Here is an 18,290-nt window from a genome sequence, read left to right as displayed (position 1 = left end):
CTTATTTGATGTTAGCGTCTGTACTTACAACAGCAATCGGTTCGCCTGCCGCATTATATACATGAGTTGCACAAGCCAGACAAGGATCGAAGGAATGAATTGTTTTAAGAATTTCCAGCGGTTTTACTGGTACTTTAACCTTAGTATCAATCATGGCGCTTTCATAAGCGCCGTGAGCACCATTCGGATCACGCGGACAAGCATTCCACGTCGACGGAACAATACATTGATAATTCGCTGATTTTCCATCTTTAATTACAATCCAGTGCCCTAAAGAACCGCGTGGCGCTTCATGTATGCCGACCCCCTTAGCTTCTTTCGGCCAGGAAGCCGGATCCCATTTTGCCGTATTTGCTACATTCGTATCACCGGAACGAATGCTTTTTACGAGTTTTTCCAAGTAGTATTTTGCTAAATAAGCTTGTACTTGAGCTTCTAAGGCCCGAGCTGCCGTACGCCCCACTGTGGATAAGAGCCATTTTTCCGGTGGAAGGTTTAACAATTTTGACACGCCGTCGATCTGATCGACGATCATTTTTTCCACCCAGGTTGGCTGGATTAAGCCTTGTTTTACCTTCGTATATACAATAATGTAACGAGCCAAAGGACCTACTTCACAGACTTTCCCCTGCCATTTCGGCGTTTTCAACCAAGAGTATTTTCCGTTTTCATCAAGATATTTCCAGGCAGTTTTCGTTCCTTCTTTCGGGCCGGTAAAGGAAGGTTTCGTAACGCCTTCCCAAGGATGAAGATCGCCGCCTTGCGGATAGGAATACCAGGAATGATCAACGCCTTCATTTAGAATCGCTGGATCGGCAAAATCCTTACCCTCTAAAATGGTTACTTTCGCTGCTAGAGCGCCAGCGGCAAAGTTTTCTACGACACCATTCGAACGCAGTAAGAGATTTTTATGGAAATCGCCATTAGAAATACCAGTATAGCTGTCTTCGGGGTAATCGCCATAGCCAAGAACACGTTCTTTTGCTAGTCCGCCGCCATCAACCATACCTTTTTGTACATAAAGATGACCAATTGCCAGCACATCAGGCACATAGAAACTGTTCATCATATTAATGGTAAGATTTAAAGATGCATCGACAATAGCCAACCGCTCGGCATTAATCGGCGCATTCATATCATTCATGGAAATTGAGCAAGGCATACCGCCGACAATATAGTGCGGATGAGGATTCTTTCCGCCAAATACAACATGAGACGTTACAACATCACGCTGCCTGTCAAGCATGTTCAAATAATGCGAAACAGCCATTAAATGAACTTCTGGCGGTAAAAGCGCATAGTCCGGATGATCCCAGTACTGACCGGCAAAAATTCCAAGCTGACCGCTTTCAACAATTTTCTTTACTTTATCTTGAACAGCTTTAAAATAAGCACTTGTCGCTTTAGGAAATTCTTTCGGATAGGCGTCAGTATCTAGTTCGATGGGAGCCTGCATTTTCAGACTGTATGTGTCAAGAACTGTATTTTGCAATGCTGCTGTTTTCACAGGATCAGCTTTCAAAGCTTCTACAGGACTTACCCAATCAAGCGCATGAAGATGATAGAAATGAACTACGTGATCATGGACGCCCTGACTGTTTGCCATAATATTACGGATATAGTTGGCGTTTTTCGGAATAGCAATTCCTAAGGCATCTTCCACAGCACGTAGTGATGCTAAAGCATGGCAAGTCGTACAGACACCACAAATACGTTGAACAAAAACCCAGATATCACGCGGATCGCGATCTTTTACTACAACTTCAATTCCACGCCAAGCTGTGCCGCTCGATAAAGCATCTTCCACCTTGCCTGTCGCTTCGTCAACCTTTACTTCGACGCGTAAATGACCTTCAATGCGATTCATCGGATCAACTACAATACGCTGCATATATCAGCACCAGCCTTTCTTATTTGTGTTCCTCATCCTGATTTTTCCCTGCTTTTTGCTGTACAACAGAAGCAATACCATGCACAGCTACAGCACCTGCTGTTAAAGCCGCTGCCGCCATACCAACTTTATCAGCATTAGCAACAGAATTCACACCGGGAATTCCAGGCAGTCTCGCATAAAATGGATCGGCATCCCAAAAGTTTTTATTGGAACAGCCCACACAGGGAGCTCCCGACTCAATTGGATAGGAAATCCCGTTCCACCAACGCATATTGCCACAGGAATTATAAGTGACAGGACCGCGACAGCCTACCTTATACAAACACCAACCAGCCTTGCTGCCAGCATCATCAAACTGTTCTACATACATACCTGAATCAAAGAAAGGACGACGATAGCACGTATCGTGAATACGGTTTCCATAAAATTGTTTTGGTTTACCGTCATTATCTACAGGTGGTAGCGCTCCAAACAGAGCATAATGCATAATCGTACCTGTCATAACTTCTGGGATCGGCGGACAGCCGGGCACACGAATAATCGGCTTACCGCTAATCACTTCACCAGCACCGACCGAGTGGGTTGGATTTGGCTTCGCCGCCTGTACGCCGCCATAAGCAGCACAAGTTCCGTAAAGAATGACGGCTGCCGCGTTTTTCGCTACTTCTTTTACATTATTGACAAAGGGCTTGCCGCCTACCATACAGGAAATGCCGTCATTATCAAGTGGGACGGCTCCTTCAATTGCTAGAATATACTTGCCGGCATAGGTTTTCATGACTTCTTCCAAATGATGCTCCAGCGGTTCACCTGCCGCTGCCGCAAGCACATCCATATACTCCAAGGAAATCATATTTAAAATTACATCGGAAGCCATCGGCGTTGTCGAACGAATAAATGATTCATCGCAACCGGTGCATTCATGGCCGTGCAGCCAAATTACAACAGGCAGCGTCTTGTTTTCTGCTGCCTCTACCACCTGGGGAATCATCGTAGGACCAAGGCCCATTAAGCCAGTGAGAGCGACACAGGATTTAAGAAAATTTCTACGACTTACATTACGCTTTTGAAACAAATCCCATAAGGTTCCTTTGTTTTCCATCATTTTCCCTCCCATTTGCATTTAAGAGTCTGGATATCCATACTCAGGAAAGCTGTAAAATCTGAAAATAATGTCTAATATGGTTATTCTTTAAAATTTGACCAATCCCTGCTTAATTCGACAAAATAGCAATTATTTTTTACCGTCCACAGTGACACCACGGTTCCTCAGCAAGATAATCGCCGTCGGAATAATAATAAGCGCGAGCCCGGCAACCGCCGCAAATTTTATCATAACCACAAGCGCCACAGCCGCCTTTTAATGGCTCATGGCGTAGTTCTTCAAACAAAGCGCTTTCCTGCCAGATCTGATCAAAGGCCTTCTCCTTTACATTGCCCACAGCAATAGGTAAGTAAGGACAAGGCTGCACATTGCCGTTAGGAATAATGACGCAGTAACCAGTGCCAGCTAAGCAGCCTCGCGAATAGCGCATTGCAATCCCTTTTTCTTTGGCAATACGCATAAATTGAGGCGCACATGTAGGCTTTAATTCAATGGGAACTTGGCCCTGTTTATCAAGAATTCTGCCCAAAAGGGCTTCATACTGTTCTGTTTTTAATGTAGTGGCTTCAATGTCTTTGCCTCGTCCTGTAGGGACAAGGAAAAAAATATGATGAGCAATAGCGCCTATCTTTACAGCAAAATCAGTAATATCGGTAATTTCAGGCTCATTCCAGCTCATAGCCGTCGTATGAATCTGAAATTTGAGGCCTGCCTCACGGCAGGCTTCCATGCCAGCAACACTTTTCTGCCAAGCTTGCTCTGCTTGACGAAAATGATTATGCTTGTTAGGATCGCAACTGTCGAGGCTGATACCGGCTACAGCCAGTCCCGCTTCTTTTAATTTACTTGCTACGTCTGGCGTGATCAAAATACCATTTGTGCCGAGAACAGGCCTCAACCCGACTGTTCGGGCATGAGCAATCAATTCGTAAATATCGGAACGCATCAACGGTTCGCCACCACTTAAAATAACAATTTTAAAACCTGCCTTTGCCATTTCTGATAACAGTTTTTTTCCTTCCTCTGTTGTCAGTTCATCAGCAGATCGCGTCCCGGCATCGCGATAACAATGCGAACAATGAATATTACAGGCCTGTGTTGTATTCCAGGAAATAATCAAATATGGTTCCCCCCAACTTCTTACAAAATCAATTTCATACCTTCCTTATAAGGTAACAATTCGACTTTAAATGAATCAATCCTGTTTCTATTTCTTAGATATTTTTTTGTTGAAATCGGCATTCCAAACAAACCGATTCTGTCGAAACAGGCTGATATACACTGCCGCATTGTTCACAGCGAGGCAATTCAATGCGAGCCAAGGAAACTTCTTCTGTAGTCGCCTGATCATAAGCCAAGGCTTGTACCGGACAGCTATCAATGCAAAGATTGCATTTCGAGCATTTTCTTGTCTCTTCTAAAATTTCAATAGCTTGGCCAAAGTCCAGAATTTTCAATGCTTTTTCCGGACAAAGTTTTACACACAATCCACAACCTGTGCAAGTCTGATCAATTTTCAGCATGGAAAAAACAGTAGGTTGAAACTCCAATTGACTATTAACATCACGGAGTCGTTCTTTACGCCGAATGGGTTCTGAAGGCCCGACATCTTGTAACAATAGACTCGTCGTCTTAACGAAAGAACCGCAAAGATCTTTAAAAAAAGTCCGTCGAGAAACCATCTTTTGCTTAGGAAGATAAGACGCTGCTTTGGCGCCCCAAATCAAGTTTTTTTTCTGTTCCTGCGGCAACAGCGAAAAACTAGTTCTTAACTGTTCTTCTAAAAAAGGCGCGATCGCTGGACGACATTCTAAACATTTTTGGGTATGAACAACGATAGTCGCACCGTATTTCAATATACTGGCCGTAAGCAAACGAAAATCAAGAAATCCCAAGCAAGCGAATGGGCTTATGCTATCCTGCCTTTGACAAGTGACTACAGCGCAATCACTGTTAAATAATGCACTCCAAGTCTCATACGAAATATCCTTTAGGGAAATAGCGTCAGCTGGACAAACAGCGCTGCAAAGACCACAATCATCGCAAAGGGCTTCAACAACAGAAAAATCGGCGCGAATTGCTTCTTTAGGACATTCTTGGCAACAGCGACTACATTGTGATTTAGAATAGCAAAAAGCATAGCATAGTTCCTGATGAATTCGTGCAGCACACATAAAAATCTGCCACTCACTGAATCTATTTCCAAAAGCCCCGAAACAAAGACAAGTTTCGCGAAAGCAGCAGTTTTTTCACCTCTTTTCTTTTTGAATACTCTAGATATACGCTGTTTTTACCTTTTCCGATTCTTTTAGTATAAAACCCACAGTTTTCCATTCTAACATTTTACATTCTCTTACACTATTAAGAATTCCTGTTATGTGAAATTTTTAATTTGTTAACAGAAATCTTTTAAACTTATGTTAATTGGGAATGTACTAATTTTTCTAGCGCTGCAAGCGGCGCTGAAAACCATTTATCCCGATGAAAAACCATCTGAGATTTTACGGCAATCCCGGATTGCCAAGGCAGCTTTACTAACTCACTGCGCTCTAATTCTGCTTTTAGGGCCAATTCCGGCAATAACGCTATGCCAAGACCATTTCTAACACATTGCTTGATCGTTTCCAAGCTACTAAATTCTAACCAATTTACGGAAACCTGATTTTTACTAAGTAAAAGTTTCAAATCTGTAGGATAACCAGAGCTCCCTTCAGGCATTAACAGCGTTTCCCCTGATAAATCGTGAATCGTCAATTTAGAGCACTTAGCTAAAAAATGGTCAGGCGCTGCAAATAAGATCGTATCACCACTAAACAAAGTAATTTCACGCAACTGCGGCTCTTTATATTCTTCATAAAGACTAAAAGCAACATCTATTATATTTTTTTGCAGCCATTGTGGAAACTCCGTACAAACCCCAGTTCGAATGTGAATCTGCACTTTAGGATAAAGCTTTTGATATTCCTTTAGCAGTGGAGGAAGCCAATAGGTACAAAGAGTTTCAGCCGCACCAATTACAAGAGTCCCCGCCACTTTAGACTCATTTTGAAATAAAAGCTTAAGATTTTTGGCATCACGAACCATACGTTCCGCATGAGGGAGTAGCTGTTTTCCTTGCTCCGTCAAAAACACTTTTCGGCCAATGCGTTCAAATACTTTTACGCCCAAATACGTTTCGAGATTCTTGATTTGTTCCGAAACAGTCGATTGCGAGTAATTGAGCTGTCTAGCTGCCTCACCGAAGTTCAGATTTTTAGCCACGGCGATAAAAATTTCTAAATTCTTAATCATGCTATCACACCAATCGAAAAAATCGATCATTTTAATCAAAACAATCGACTTATCAAAATACAAATATTATGATACGCTATAAGCAACTTTTGCGCAATCGAATTTCACTAAGGTGGTTATCGTTGATGAACGAAGATATTTCCTTTAAAAAAAGCATCACTTGGTTGCAAGGCTCTGCCATGACAATCGGCGCGGTCCTCGGTGCTGGAATTTTGGTATTACCTGCAATTACAGCATCTCTAGCAGGGCCAGCTTCTCTGCTTAGTTGGCTCTTTACCGGATTGCTTTCCTTGCCCATGATTGCCGTAATTGGCATGATATCATCAAAGTTTCCCGATTCCGGCGGTCTTGCTACTTATGTACATACAGCGTATGGTAGCTTAGCCGGACAGCTCACCAGCCTGCTCATGCTAACAGCCATGCCTTTTGGCATGCCGGTTACCGCCCTCATCGGCGCCAACTACCTTGGCAGCGTATTTAATTGGACGCAAGGAAATATCCATGTTGCTGCAGCTTGTTTGATTCTCACAGCCATTGCACTCAATTATCGCGGTATCGAACTATCAGGCAAAACACAGATCGGCGTTGTCTTATCCATTCTGCTGATTCTCACTATTGCCATTATTTCAGCCCTTCCCGCTCTTACAGTGACTGCCTTTACTCCCTTTCTCCCCTATGGCTGGCTACCTGTCGGCGGAGCTATGTCGTTTATTTTTTTCGCTTTTATGGGTTGGGAAATGATTGGAAATCTTGCCGAAGAATTTAAAAATCCTCGCAAGGATCTCCCGCTAAGCCTACTCATCTCGGTAATTGTTATCAATTTCATCTACCTTGCTGTAGCTTTTGTGACAGTAGGAACCAATGTATATCAATCAGAGTCGCCGCTCACTGCTATGATTACTTTAACCGCCTATCGTTGGGGAGACCACGCCAAAATTCTTGTTGCTCTACTTGGTTTTATTGCCTGCTACTGTCCTTTACACACCTTTATTGCCGGATTCTCCCGCCTTGTTTACGCCCAATCTAGAAATGGCGCTTTTCCCGCCTGTTTTTCTCAACTTCATTCTCGCTATCAAACACCTCATAGAGCTTTGTTAGCCTTCGTTCCGCTCTATTTGTTCATATTGCTATTAAGTTATAGCCTATCATGGAATCTCTATCCGCTGATCAATATCCCTTCTGCTAACTTTCTAGCTGTCTACTTTCTGGCAATGAGCGCTGCAACCCACATTCTTTCGGGAAAAGCCGCCAAGGGACTCGCCTGGATCAGTACTTTGTTTGCGCTTATCCTGTTCCTGTTTTCTGGCTGGTTTACCCTCTATTCCCTCACTGTAGCAGCCCTATTATTTAGTTACAAGTTATATCAGAAATACAAATAAGCCGATAAATCCAGGGAATATAACCGATCACTTTATAAGAAATCGCCAAAAGCTATGCCCAGTTCCCGCCCAGTTTGTATCAGTTCATGATCTACCGAAACAAGATGCGGCTGACCGACGACCTTAGCTAAGTCCACTAAAACAATTCGATTGTCTTGCAAGGCAACCATCGTTTTAAACTTTCCATTTTTAATCGCTCTAACAGCGGCTTCGCCATAGCGAGTTGCCAAAATTCGATCAAATGCAGTCGGACTGCCACCCCGTTGCAAGTGGCCCAGAACAGTAGAACGACATTCTACTTCAAGGCGCTTTTCTAGCTCATGCGTAATTTTATCACCAATTCCGCCTAATCGTATTTTTTCCGGGCTATTTTCAATGATTTTCGCCACAGACATTTCACCATTGACGGGCCGTGCGCCTTCCGCTGCCACGATAATGCTAAACAACTTTCCATTCTGCCGCCGCCGTTCAATTTTTTCCACAATTGCTTCCCACTCGAAGGGAATTTCCGGAATCAAAATACAGTCAGATCCACCAGCAATACCACTATGCAAGGCAATCCAACCAGCATAACGGCCCATCACTTCCAGCGTCATGACACGATGATGCGATTCGGCTGTTGTATGAAGACGATCTAACGCCTCAGTTGCAATACTTACGGCCGTATCAAACCCAAAAGTCCTTTCTGTTTGCGGCAAATCATTATCAATGGTTTTCGGTACACCAACTACAGGAAAGCCTAGTTCTGCCAGATCATAAGCAATTTTAAGGGTACCATCGCCGCCAATAACAATGAGCGCTGCAATTTCCCGCTGTCGTAAATTATTAATTGCTTGCTGTGACATATCTTTAAATACCACTTTACCGTTTTCTTGGCATTGATAGTGAAAAGGATTATCGCGATTTGTCGTCCCCAAAATTGTACCGCCGCGCGGTAATATCCCGGAAACAAGCTCTGATGTAAGCAAATGAAGATCATTTTCTACTAAACCTTTAAAACCATTTCTCGCACCATAAACGACAAGCCCCTGCGTACGAGCGCTCTTGTACACAGCTCTGATCACTGCGTTTAAACCGGGACAGTCACCGCCGCCTGTCAGTACTGCAATATTTTTCAAAATAAAGCCTCCTCTGGCAATAAGGTTTGTATACTAAAAAAGTCAGAGTTCCATAAAGAACTCTGACTTTTAGATTCGTTTTTTTTAAGAATTCTCCTGCCTAAAACCAACAATAATCGACACACGAAGAAGCTCAAAATAGTATCTCACTATAAAGTGGAATCCTCTTAAACTATTCCTTCAAGCGCCTTAGTTATTTCAGCAGCAGGTCGAAATCCAACAAGGCGATTGACTTCCTGTCCATCCTTAAAAATAAGTAAAGTAGGAATACCCATAACTTTATACTTACCAGCCAAGCCAGCTACGGCATCTACATTGACTTTTGCCACTTGCACTTTTTCCTGATAAGCTTCCGCAACTTTTTCCACTTCAGGAGCAACCATTTTACAAGGGCCGCACCAAGGCGCCCAAAAATCAATCAATACAGGTTTACCTGCCTCAATCAGTTGATCAAAATCAGCTATATTTTCAATTGCAATAACAGCCATTGTTCTTGCCTCCTCTAACCTGTTTATAAAGAAAAATAAATTTTCTTTACTCTTATTATATTTATTGTAGAAAAATTTATTAATCTTGTCAACAAAAAGTAATTATCAATAAAGATAAAAACAAAAACCGCTTGACAGCGGTTTTTTAGTTACGAGTAATCAATAAGCCGAGTTTTGTTCCGCCGTAGCGGTGATGATCATCTATCTACGCTTCTAGTTGCCTAGAAGCTCTAGCGACACAACCCGGAAGGTTCTGCGGGCAACTTCATCCCTTCCCTATTCGGTCTTGCTCCAGGTGGGGTTTACCAAGCCAACCAGTCACCTGGTTGCTGGTGCGCTCTTACCGCACCGTTCCATCCTTACCGAAAAATCGGCGGTTTTCTTTTCTATGGCACTTTCCCTAAGGTCACCCTCGCTGGACGTTATCCAGCACCCTGCCCTACGGAGCTCGGACTTTCCTCGAATACAAAGTACTCGCGATCATCTTTCATACTCATAAACAGCTTTTTAATTATAGTAGATTAAAGTGATTCTGTCAATAAACTGAGAAAGGAGATTTCTGACAAGAAGCTGTAGTTACAATAATTTTGGAAAAGCAACTCTGTAAATATTCCGCTATAACTGGCACAACAGGAGCCTCTGTTCCATAATGACCTGCATCAATCAGCGTAATTCCTAATGCTTTCGCATCGACAGCATCATGGTACTTTACATCACCGGTTACCAAAACTTGCGCCCCCAAAGCTTTTGCTTGTCGGAAAAATTCCGCACCACTGCCACCGACGACAGCGACTGTCTCCACTAAGCCTTCATCCCCCTCAATAACCTGAATGGATGATAAGCCAAGTTTTGTTTTAACCAAAGCAGCAAAATCGGCTATCGATTGACTAGAACAAGTCCCGAGTCGACCTAAGCCAGGAAACTTCTCCTTATTTTCTAACGCGTACAAATCATAGGCTACTTCTTCATAAGGATGAGCCGAAAGTAAAGCTTCTAAAACCAGCTGTTTTTTAGCCGCTGGCAAAATAGTTTCAAGGCGTAACTCCGCCACTTTTTCAACGCTGCCAACTTTGCCTAAATAAGGATTAGTCCCTGCTTGCGGCAAAAAAGAGCCAGTTCCTTCTACAGCAAAGGTACAATGACTATATTGCCCAATATGGCCAGCTCCGGCAGAAGTCACGGCTTGCCAAACAGCTCCAAAAGCTTCTTGCGGCACATAAGTGACTAATTTTATGAAAGGTTGCTCATAACCACTAATAAAAGGTCGTATATTGCGCAAACCTAATTGCTGCGCTAACACATCATTTACGCCGCCACGAGCACAATCCAGATTAGTATGAGCAGAAAAAACAGCAATATCATGCGTTAACAACAGTTTCACAATTTTCCCTTGTTCACTGTTTGTATCAATTTTGCTCAAAGGCTTAAATAAGAAAGGATGATGCGAAACAATCAGATCAGCCCCCCACTCTGCCGCTTCCTGGGCGACAGCCAGCGTCACATCAAGAGTTGTCATGATTTTATTCACAGGCTGTTCTTTTGCTCCTACAAACAAGCCAATCTTATCCCATTCTTCCGCTAGATAAGCAGGCGCCCAATTCTCCATAGCCTGCATTACACTTGCACAGGTTACTGTCATGGCAAAAGCTCCTTTAATTGTTGTAGCTGTCTTTTTAAGACAATCGTCTTTTCCTGCGCCCCAATACCGGCATTATTCAGTTGCGTTAAGATCCGCTTTGTATCATTTATTTTTTGACCAATATGCTGAGACAGCAAGGGATCTTGCTTTCTTAGCAGAATTGGACCAACTTCATACAGAATTTTCTCAGCTTCCGTAATTTCTGTCTCTACCGACAAAGTCCCCTGCCCGGAAATTGAACGCTTAGCACAAATCACTTCGTAAAGACGGTCATCATCTATTACAAGCGCCTCATCAATTAGCTTCCAACCGTGCTTTACCAGCCATAAACGCAATGCGCCCGCAGCTCCCATCGGCTGTAGCACAAGCGTCGTAAGACGGTTTATCCAGAGTTCACCTTTTTGGAGAATTTCAATCATTGTCTGCCCGCCCATACCGGCAATCACTACTGCATCGATCTCATCTTCACCAATTACAGTTAGGCCATCGCCTAAACGTACAGAAATTTTATCAGACAGCCCCGCTTGACGAACAGTAAGCGAAGCAGCTTTATAGGGCCCTTCATGAACATCACCAGCAATGGCCCAAGAAACCACGTTCTGCTGCACAAGAAACACGGGCAAATAAGCATGATCTGTGCCAATATCAGCGATTCTAGCACCTTGGGGAACGAAAGCGGCTATTTGACGCAGTCTTTCATTCAATTTCATCATTTTCTCCCCTTTACAAAGAAAAACGGAATTCTTGCTTTGCAAGAATCCCGCATTATTTCAACTGGTGGGCCCACCTGGTATCGAACCAGGGACCAGCCGGTTATGAGCCGGCTGCTCTACCGCTGAGCTATAGGCCCAAGATATGAAAACAGGTTTTCCGAAGAAAGCCTGTTTTGTTATCATTTGGCTCCTTGAGTAGGACTCGAACCTACGACCGATCGGTTAACAGCCGATTGCTCTACCAACTGAGCTATCAAGGAATAGTCACCAACGGGATATATTATAATACAAAATAAGTTATTATGTCAAGCAACTTCATAGAAAAGATGATAATTATTCCAGAAAATCCTTTAATTTCTTGCTACGGCTAGGATGACGTAATTTTCTTAGAGCTTTCGCTTCAATCTGACGAATACGCTCCCTTGTAACGCCAAAATGCTGACCGACTTCTTCCAGTGTTCTGGCACGCCCATCATCAAGACCAAAGCGAAGGCGCAGTACTTTTTTCTCACGATCAGTTAAAGTTTCTAAAACTTCTTCTAACTGTTCTTTTAAAAGCATGAATGAAGCGGCCTCAGCTGGCGCTGGCGCTTCTTGATCTTCAATAAAATCGCCAAGATGGGAATCTTCTTCTTCCCCAATCGGAGTTTCTAAGGAAACTGGTTCTTGGGCAATTTTCATAATTTCCCGTACGCGCTCAACTGTAATTTCCATCTCTTTAGCAATTTCTTCTGGCGCTGGTTCCCGGCCAAGTTCTTGCAAAAGCTGTCGCGATACGCGAATTAATTTATTAATAGTTTCAACCATATGCACCGGAATACGAATCGTCCGCGCTTGGTCGGCAATGGCCCGCGTAATGGCCTGACGAATCCACCAAGTTGCATAGGTAGAGAACTTGTAGCCTTTATTATAATCAAACTTTTCCACGGCTTTAATCAAGCCAAGGTTTCCCTCTTGAATTAAATCAAGGAATAGCATTCCTCGACCCACATAGCGTTTCGCAATACTTACAACAAGGCGCAAATTCGCTTCAGCCAAACGACGTTTGGCGTCTTCATCACCTTTTTCCATGCGTTTTGCCAATAAGATTTCCTCATCGGCAGTTAACAGCGGCACACGCCCAATTTCCTTCAAATACATGCGCACAGGATCATCAATCGTAACTCCCTCAGGAATTGACAGGTCAATATCAATCTCTTCCGCCTGTTCTTCTTCTATGTCAGCTGTGCCAGGTCCTTCTGCCTCAGGGATTTCATCAACAATTTCAATACCTTTCGTCGTGAACATTTCATACACATCATCAATCTCATCAGGTGTCAAGTCATCGCTCTGAAAAGTATCCATAATTTCTGCATATGTTAGCACACCTCCGCGTTTTTTACCGCGGTGCAGCAATTCATTAACATGATCAGTCGTCTGATTCTTTTTCTCTGTCATTTTATTCCCCCCTCCCCAGGCCGATGGCGGTCAGCATGACCGATTGATACTTATTAAAATTTTTATTGGTATAATTTATTAATTTCATGTTTAATTCGCTGGCTCTCTGCTAATTCCTGCAAAAAGCGACTATCCCCCATGCGTTCTAATTCATCGGCTTTTAACCGATGCTCTTCATATTGATTTTTCAAAAAAGCAAGTTCTATGGCTCGAATATAGTCGTCTACTAGGCGCACCTTATCTTCACAAGGAGTCTCTAGCAGCATAATGCCTGATAATTCAGCTGCCGCTGCCTGACTCAAGCGAAGAGATATCCCTTCAGGATCAATCTTACCTGTAGCACTATAATCAGAACTAAGCGCTGCCATAATTTCCTGTCGAACTGGACTACTAAAATGCCCTATCCCAAGCATTGATTCTACATAAGGTAATATCGACGCATCTTGAAACAAAAAATGCATTAGATGACGTTCTGCCTGTTCTGCCGCCCCTACTTTGGGGCCAGCAAGAGAAAGAACATTACTAGTATATCCGCCTTTTACAGTTTTATCCTTTTTAGCTTGTAAAGGATATTTTCTTAACTCTTCCCGAATTGTTCCTTCGTCAATTGTTAAAACAGCAGCTAATCGTGATATATGAGCATTTATCTCTACGGCATTATGAGCTTGCGCCAAAAATGGAACAACCTGTGAAATTACAGCAGCTTTTCCCTCTAAGTGAGAATGGTCAATGCTGCCAAGCGCCCTTTCCACCTCATAAGCAATAGCCGTTAACGCCTTATCCATAAGTGCGGCAAAAGCTTGTCCACCATGACGCCGCACATATTCATCAGGATCCTTACCATCGGGAATTTGAATAATTTTTACTTTCGCCCCAGCCTCGCTAGCCGTAATAATAGCTCGACTCGTAGCATTTTGTCCAGCCGCATCACTGTCATAAGCAAAATAAAATTCATCAGTAAATTTCAGCAACACTTTGGCCTGTTCCGCCGTAAAAGCTGTTCCTAATGATGCTGCAACACAAGTGATCCCAGCGCCATACAGACTCACTGCATCAAAATAACCTTCTACAATAACAACTTTCTTTTGGTCGCGAATCGCTTTGTAGGTTTTATCAAGACCGAACAACTCTCGTCGCTTATTGTAAATTGGCGTTTCCGGTGAATTGAGATATTTAGGTTGACTGTTGTCAAGAACACGTCCGCCAAATGCAATCGGCTGGCCTCGTAAATTTACAATAGGAAAAATAATGCGGCTACGAAAACGGTCATAGAAGCCATCACCCGACTGCCTCTTAACGGCCAATCCGCTTTCTTCCAAAACTGCCAACGAAACACTTCTCTCAAGCAAGGCCTGACTCAATTTATTCCAGAAAGGCGGCGCAAACCCCAATTGAAAAATCTCGATAATTTCAGGCGTAATTTGACGATCCATCAAATAATCAAGCGCCTCTTTACCATAGTTAGTCCGCGTCAAACAAGAATGATAGAAATCAGCGGCCAACTGATTTGCCTGAACTAAACGAGCAATTTGCTTTTCTCTCATTCGTTCCGCATCGGTTTTTTCTCGTTCTGGTAAAGGGATATTTAACTTCTGCGCTAGCAGCTTAACGGCATCAAAAAAATCAATGTTTTCAATCTTCATAAGAAAGTTAAAAACATTGCCGCCAGCACCACAGCCAAAACAGTAAAAAAAACCTTTATCAGGCGTAACCGAAAAAGATGGCGTCTTTTCATGATGAAAGGGACAACATCCCCAAAAATTCTTTCCCTTCTTTTTTAAAGGCACATAATCTGATATAACGCTAACTATATCACTTTCGCTTCGCAGACGATCGACGAAATCATCATTTGTACTCTTCATTTAGATCCCCTATCGTGTAAGCGATTCTTCCTTGTAGCCCTTAAGGCATTATTAAGTTTTGAGTATATTCTACAACTCACGTCAAAATCCTGCTTTCTGTCAAGCAGGATTTTAGACTCTTTTTTTATGGATATATTACTATTCCATATAAGTTTTATAAATCCTCTTTTTCCTCTTGACAAAAAATTTTTCTTCGCTCAAAGCAGACAAAATCTTCTACCATTATTGGTACCCCGATTTTTTCGGTAAAAAAAACTCTTCAAATAGTCGAATTGCATATAAGTCTGTCAGACCAGCCACATAGTCGATTACGCTCGTTTTCAATCCCCACTGCGCTTCTCTTGCTAAAAAATCTTCCGGTAATGTGTGTGGATTTTTTAAAAAATGCGATACGAGACTTAAAATAATAAATTTCGCTTTCTCTCGTTCTAGTTGAAGCGCCGGAGAAAAATAAAGTGTTTCAAACATAAATTCGCGAAACTCATCCATGGCGTTTTGCACAGCCGCCGACATGGTAATTTCATCAGCTTTGCTTGACGTTTCCACAATATCAGAAACCATAGCTGTAATCATCTGCGAAGGATTGCGACCAAATAAACTGGCTACTTGTTGTGGTAAATCAGATGGTTTTAACATTCCAGCACGAATTCCATCATCAAAATCATGGCATAAATAAGCAATACGGTCACCGATTCGAACAATACACCCCTCTAAGGTACTCGGTTTTTGCGGACCAGTATGACACAAAATCCCATCTTCCACTTCCTTAGTAAGATTCAATCCTTGACCATTTTTTTCTAAATATCGTACCACTCTAAGACTTTGCTCATTATGGTTAAAATGGCCGGAAAAATCACGTAGCGCAAATTCACCGGCATGGCCGAACGGAGTATGACCTACGTCATGACCTAAAGCAATCGCCTCCGTTAAATCTTCATTTAAACGGAGACTACGGGCAATAGTGCGAGAAATTTGAGCCACTTCCAAACTATGAGTCATGCGCATGCGATAATGATCGCCCGGCGAAATATAAACTTGCGTTTTATGTTTTAAGCGCCGAAACGATTTCGAATGAATCACGCGATCACGATCTCGTTGGAAGGCGGTGCGAAAGGGACAAGGCTCCTCTTGCCGCGCCTTTTGCGACTGGCTGCTTTTTGCCGCTCGTTCCGAAAGAACCGTTAATTCTAGTTTTTCCAGATATTCTCTCACACTCATAACTTTCACCCTTCCCTGCTAATCTTTTCGACTAAAAGACTTGGTATTTTTACCAAACTAGCAAACATGACAATCACCTTCTATTTCTGCTATACTAGCAGTAAGGATGGTGACTTATATGATAAAAAAACTCATGTTAATTCTAATAGCTCTACTTATTCTTTCCAGTACAGCCTTAGCCAAACCAACGATCACAGCTGATAAAACCTATTTTGACATAACAACAGGTCTTTATAATCTGGAAGGGAATGTATATATCGAAGCAGGTTCACGCATTATAACAGCTGGGGCAGCCCGAGTAAATATGGCAACCTTAGAAGTCACTGGCCTTGGCGGCATTACAGTAAATGACGGCGATATTAAATTCAGCGGTGACAGCGTCTTTGTTTCAGGAGCACAAAGTAAAGCAGATATTACAGGAAATATTATTTTTTTGCGAAAAGACTTAACAATTACAGCGGATCAAGTAACTTTTAACTGGAAAACTAAAGAGGCCCTATTCACGGGTCATGTAGAAGTCAAAAAAGACAAAGACACAAAGACTTATGAATCAGTTAAATATAATGTAGTAACAGATACAATTCTCTAGCAAAGAGAATTGTTCCTGTCTGGGTAATAAATAAGTCAAAGAATCCCTGTTTCTAAATAGAAACAGGGATTCTCTTTAAATAATTTCATTTTTTTGAGCAATTTCCAAGATTCGATTCGCCGTTTCTTCAATAGCCCGGTTGGAAACATCAATCACAATACAACGGGTCTTCCGCATAATTGCTTTCGCATATTCCAATTCTTCCGAGATGCGTTCTAAATTCGCATAACTTGCATCAGAAGCAAGCCCCATAATTTTGAGACGTTCTGAACGAATTTCATTCAGCTTAAAGGGATCAATAATCAGACCGACGATGCGATGTGGCGAAACTTGAAACAATTCCGGCGGCGGTGGCACTTCCGGCACGAGCGGTACATTCGCTACTTTGAGACGTTTATGAGCCAAATACATGCTTAGCGGTGTTTTTGAAGTACGAGATACACCGATAATCACCATATCAGCTTTCAATAATCCCCAAGCATTCTTGCCGTCATCATATTTTACAGCAAATTCGACAGCTTCAACCCGCTTAAAATAGTCCTGATCCAGTTTATGCACCAAGCCTGGTTTTAGTTTTGGCTGTAAACCTGACATTGCCTGAACAGTCGTAATCATAGGTCCCATAATATCAACGGTCCGAATATGGTGCTGTTCAGCAATCACCAAAAGAGCTTCACGCAGATGAGAGGACACGAGAGTATGGCAAATGATGCAGTTCTCTCGTTGCGCCGCTTCCCTGACAATTTCAGCAATTTGTTCTTCCGAATTAATATAAGGAACACGAATAATATCAAATAGGCCTGAATCAAACTGGCTGGCTGTAGCACGAGCAACCATTTCCGCTGTTTCGCCAATCGAATCAGATAAAGCATAAATAACCGGTAAAGTGGCTATTTTTCATTACCTCCTTTTTTCTTCCCCGATTTCAACAAATAATCGAGTCACATTCGTCTTGGTAAGTCGACCGACAATTTCCGTAACTGCTTTGCCATCTTGCATCAGTTGTTGTACAACAGGCAGACTATCAATTGCATGATCAATTAATTTCTTCGCCGCCACAAGCACAGACTCTTCCTTCGTTGTGACAACGAGCTTATGAACTGGCGTCATCAGCATTTTCACTGGCATCTTTTGCAAATCGCCAGCGCCGATTGAGGCTTTGAGTAAGTCCTTGCGGGAGACAACGCCTGATAAGATGCCGCCTTTTTCCACAATATACAAAGTCCCTACATCTTCTAAAAATAAAGTCACAACAGCATCATAAGCACTGCAGTCGGCAGGTGCTACAACAGGAACAGATAAAATATCGCCAACTACGATTCGATCCAGTTCTTCTGCTATGACACGCAGCGTATGATTTCCTACATAGAAGTAGCCGACTTTAGGACGAGCATCAATCAGCCCGGACATGACTAAGATGGCCAAGTCAGAACGCAGCGCAGCTCTTGTTACATTTAATTTTTCGGCAATAACACCGCCGGAAATTGGGCCTTCCTGGCGAACAATTTCTACAATTTTTTCTTGTCTTGCGGTAAGCGCAGCCATCACTCCCTTTGA

The 18,290-nt window shown here is 42.6% G+C and carries 16 protein-coding genes, 2 tRNA genes and 1 other RNA gene; 2 read left to right on the top strand and 17 right to left on the bottom strand.

All coding sequences use genetic code 11. The annotated features are described in order from the left end of the window. Position 1 precedes the first annotated feature (1 nt). From AC0NJP_RS01985 to AC0NJP_RS01965, 5 genes are all read right to left on the bottom strand, one after another. Positions 2 to 1,891: a nickel-dependent hydrogenase large subunit gene (locus tag AC0NJP_RS01985; RefSeq protein ID WP_474038333.1), complete on the bottom strand. Its 1,890-nt coding sequence runs from the start codon at positions 1,889 to 1,891 to the stop codon at positions 2 to 4. Positions 1,892 to 1,910: 19 nt separating this feature from the next. Then, positions 1,911 to 2,996, bottom strand: coding sequence for a hydrogenase small subunit (locus AC0NJP_RS01980; RefSeq protein WP_474698838.1), 1,086 nt, complete (start codon positions 2,994 to 2,996; stop codon positions 1,911 to 1,913). Between the two features lie 139 nt (positions 2,997 to 3,135). Further along, complete coding sequence (gene nirJ2, locus AC0NJP_RS01975; protein WP_474038332.1) at positions 3,136 to 4,119, bottom strand: putative heme d1 biosynthesis radical SAM protein NirJ2; 984 nt, start codon at positions 4,117 to 4,119, stop codon at positions 3,136 to 3,138. 94 nt (positions 4,120 to 4,213) lie between these two features. Beyond that, positions 4,214 to 5,173 carry a 4Fe-4S binding protein gene (locus AC0NJP_RS01970; RefSeq protein WP_474698596.1) on the bottom strand — a complete coding sequence of 320 codons (960 nt, stop codon included), beginning with the start codon at positions 5,171 to 5,173 and terminating at the stop codon, positions 4,214 to 4,216. 241 nt (positions 5,174 to 5,414) lie between these two features. Continuing rightward, on the bottom strand, positions 5,415 to 6,290 hold the full coding sequence (locus tag AC0NJP_RS01965; protein WP_474698595.1) for a LysR family transcriptional regulator: 876 nt from the start codon (positions 6,288 to 6,290) through the stop codon (positions 5,415 to 5,417). 125 nt (positions 6,291 to 6,415) lie between these two features. Between AC0NJP_RS01965 and AC0NJP_RS01960 the strand changes: the two genes are divergently transcribed. Continuing rightward, entirely contained in the window at positions 6,416 to 7,669 is a 1,254-nt protein-coding gene (locus AC0NJP_RS01960) for an APC family permease (RefSeq protein WP_474698594.1), read from the top strand. A gap of 32 nt (positions 7,670 to 7,701) precedes the next feature. Here the strand turns inward: AC0NJP_RS01960 and AC0NJP_RS01955 are convergent, their stop codons facing one another. The 10 genes from AC0NJP_RS01955 to AC0NJP_RS01910 all read right to left on the bottom strand — a co-directional run bounded on the left by AC0NJP_RS01955 (position 7,702) and on the right by AC0NJP_RS01910 (position 16,144). Then, positions 7,702 to 8,787, bottom strand: coding sequence for a 6-phosphofructokinase (locus tag AC0NJP_RS01955; RefSeq protein WP_474698593.1), 1,086 nt, complete (start codon positions 8,785 to 8,787; stop codon positions 7,702 to 7,704). Between the two features lie 167 nt (positions 8,788 to 8,954). Further along, entirely contained in the window at positions 8,955 to 9,275 is a 321-nt protein-coding gene (gene trxA / locus AC0NJP_RS01950) for a thioredoxin (protein ID WP_474038327.1), read from the bottom strand. Between the two features lie 148 nt (positions 9,276 to 9,423). Further along, an RNA gene (rnpB, locus tag AC0NJP_RS01945) (RNase P RNA component class A) lies at positions 9,424 to 9,771 on the bottom strand. A 39-nt stretch (positions 9,772 to 9,810) separates the two neighbouring features. Continuing rightward, positions 9,811 to 10,914 carry a Nif3-like dinuclear metal center hexameric protein gene (locus tag AC0NJP_RS01940; protein WP_474698592.1) on the bottom strand — a complete coding sequence of 368 codons (1,104 nt, stop codon included), beginning with the start codon at positions 10,912 to 10,914 and terminating at the stop codon, positions 9,811 to 9,813. Continuing rightward, a complete protein-coding gene (locus AC0NJP_RS01935; protein WP_474038325.1) occupies positions 10,911 to 11,627 on the bottom strand; it encodes a tRNA (adenine(22)-N(1))-methyltransferase in 717 nt (238 codons plus the stop codon). The genes AC0NJP_RS01940 and AC0NJP_RS01935 overlap by 4 nt, the downstream gene beginning before the upstream one ends. A 62-nt stretch (positions 11,628 to 11,689) precedes the next feature. After that, positions 11,690 to 11,764, bottom strand: a tRNA-Ile gene (locus AC0NJP_RS01930). 47 nt (positions 11,765 to 11,811) lie between these two features. Beyond that, a tRNA-Asn gene (locus AC0NJP_RS01925) sits at positions 11,812 to 11,887 on the bottom strand. A 73-nt stretch (positions 11,888 to 11,960) separates the two neighbouring features. Next, positions 11,961 to 13,064 carry an RNA polymerase sigma factor RpoD gene (gene rpoD / locus AC0NJP_RS01920; protein WP_474038324.1) on the bottom strand — a complete coding sequence of 368 codons (1,104 nt, stop codon included), beginning with the start codon at positions 13,062 to 13,064 and terminating at the stop codon, positions 11,961 to 11,963. A gap of 62 nt (positions 13,065 to 13,126) precedes the next feature. Then, positions 13,127 to 14,926, bottom strand: a complete 1,800-nt coding sequence (dnaG, locus tag AC0NJP_RS01915) for a DNA primase (RefSeq protein ID WP_474038323.1) — start codon at positions 14,924 to 14,926, stop codon at positions 13,127 to 13,129. A gap of 222 nt (positions 14,927 to 15,148) precedes the next feature. Next, entirely contained in the window at positions 15,149 to 16,144 is a 996-nt protein-coding gene (locus AC0NJP_RS01910) for a deoxyguanosinetriphosphate triphosphohydrolase (protein WP_474698591.1), read from the bottom strand. Positions 16,145 to 16,262: 118 nt separating this feature from the next. On the opposite strand from AC0NJP_RS01910, the gene AC0NJP_RS01905 reads away from it, so the two are divergent. After that, positions 16,263 to 16,733 carry an LptA/OstA family protein gene (locus AC0NJP_RS01905; RefSeq protein WP_474698590.1) on the top strand — a complete coding sequence of 157 codons (471 nt, stop codon included), beginning with the start codon at positions 16,263 to 16,265 and terminating at the stop codon, positions 16,731 to 16,733. A gap of 75 nt (positions 16,734 to 16,808) precedes the next feature. Here AC0NJP_RS01905 and AC0NJP_RS01900 read toward each other — a convergent pair whose 3' ends face one another. Beyond that, the gene (locus tag AC0NJP_RS01900) at positions 16,809 to 17,627 is read right to left on the bottom strand and encodes a pyruvate, water dikinase regulatory protein (protein WP_474038732.1); all 819 of its coding nucleotides are present in this window, start codon (positions 17,625 to 17,627) and stop codon (positions 16,809 to 16,811) included. A gap of 6 nt (positions 17,628 to 17,633) precedes the next feature. Continuing rightward, entirely contained in the window at positions 17,634 to 18,278 is a 645-nt protein-coding gene (ccpN, locus tag AC0NJP_RS01895) for a transcriptional regulator CcpN (protein ID WP_474038320.1), read from the bottom strand. Positions 18,279 to 18,290: the final 12 nt, after the last annotated feature.

The sequence above is a fragment of the Pelorhabdus sp. sgz311002 genome (assembly GCF_056134285.1).
Note: the sequence above shows the minus strand (reverse complement) of the source record. Positions and strands in the feature narration are given on the sequence as shown.

Bases quoted from the DNA above. Each gene is read 5' to 3' on its own strand.
- AC0NJP_RS01980 (WP_474698838.1), bottom strand. From the start codon at position 2,996: ATGGAAAACAAAGGAACCTTATGGGATTTGTTTCAAAAGCGTAATGTA.
- AC0NJP_RS01970 (WP_474698596.1), bottom strand. From the start codon at position 5,173: ATGTGTGCTGCACGAATTCATCAGGAACTATGCTATGCTTTTTGCTAT.
- rpoD (WP_474038324.1), bottom strand. From the start codon at position 13,064: ATGACAGAGAAAAAGAATCAGACGACTGATCATGTTAATGAATTGCTG.
- trxA (WP_474038327.1), bottom strand. From the start codon at position 9,275: ATGGCTGTTATTGCAATTGAAAATATAGCTGATTTTGATCAACTGATT.
- AC0NJP_RS01965 (WP_474698595.1), bottom strand. From the start codon at position 6,290: ATGATTAAGAATTTAGAAATTTTTATCGCCGTGGCTAAAAATCTGAAC.
- AC0NJP_RS01960 (WP_474698594.1), top strand. From the start codon at position 6,416: ATGAACGAAGATATTTCCTTTAAAAAAAGCATCACTTGGTTGCAAGGC.
- AC0NJP_RS01905 (WP_474698590.1), top strand. From the start codon at position 16,263: ATGATAAAAAAACTCATGTTAATTCTAATAGCTCTACTTATTCTTTCC.
- ccpN (WP_474038320.1), bottom strand. From the start codon at position 18,278: ATGGCTGCGCTTACCGCAAGACAAGAAAAAATTGTAGAAATTGTTCGC.
- AC0NJP_RS01985 (WP_474038333.1), bottom strand. From the start codon at position 1,891: ATGCAGCGTATTGTAGTTGATCCGATGAATCGCATTGAAGGTCATTTA.
- dnaG (WP_474038323.1), bottom strand. From the start codon at position 14,926: ATGAAGAGTACAAATGATGATTTCGTCGATCGTCTGCGAAGCGAAAGT.
- AC0NJP_RS01940 (WP_474698592.1), bottom strand. From the start codon at position 10,914: ATGACAGTAACCTGTGCAAGTGTAATGCAGGCTATGGAGAATTGGGCG.
- AC0NJP_RS01910 (WP_474698591.1), bottom strand. From the start codon at position 16,144: ATGAGTGTGAGAGAATATCTGGAAAAACTAGAATTAACGGTTCTTTCG.
- AC0NJP_RS01935 (WP_474038325.1), bottom strand. From the start codon at position 11,627: ATGATGAAATTGAATGAAAGACTGCGTCAAATAGCCGCTTTCGTTCCC.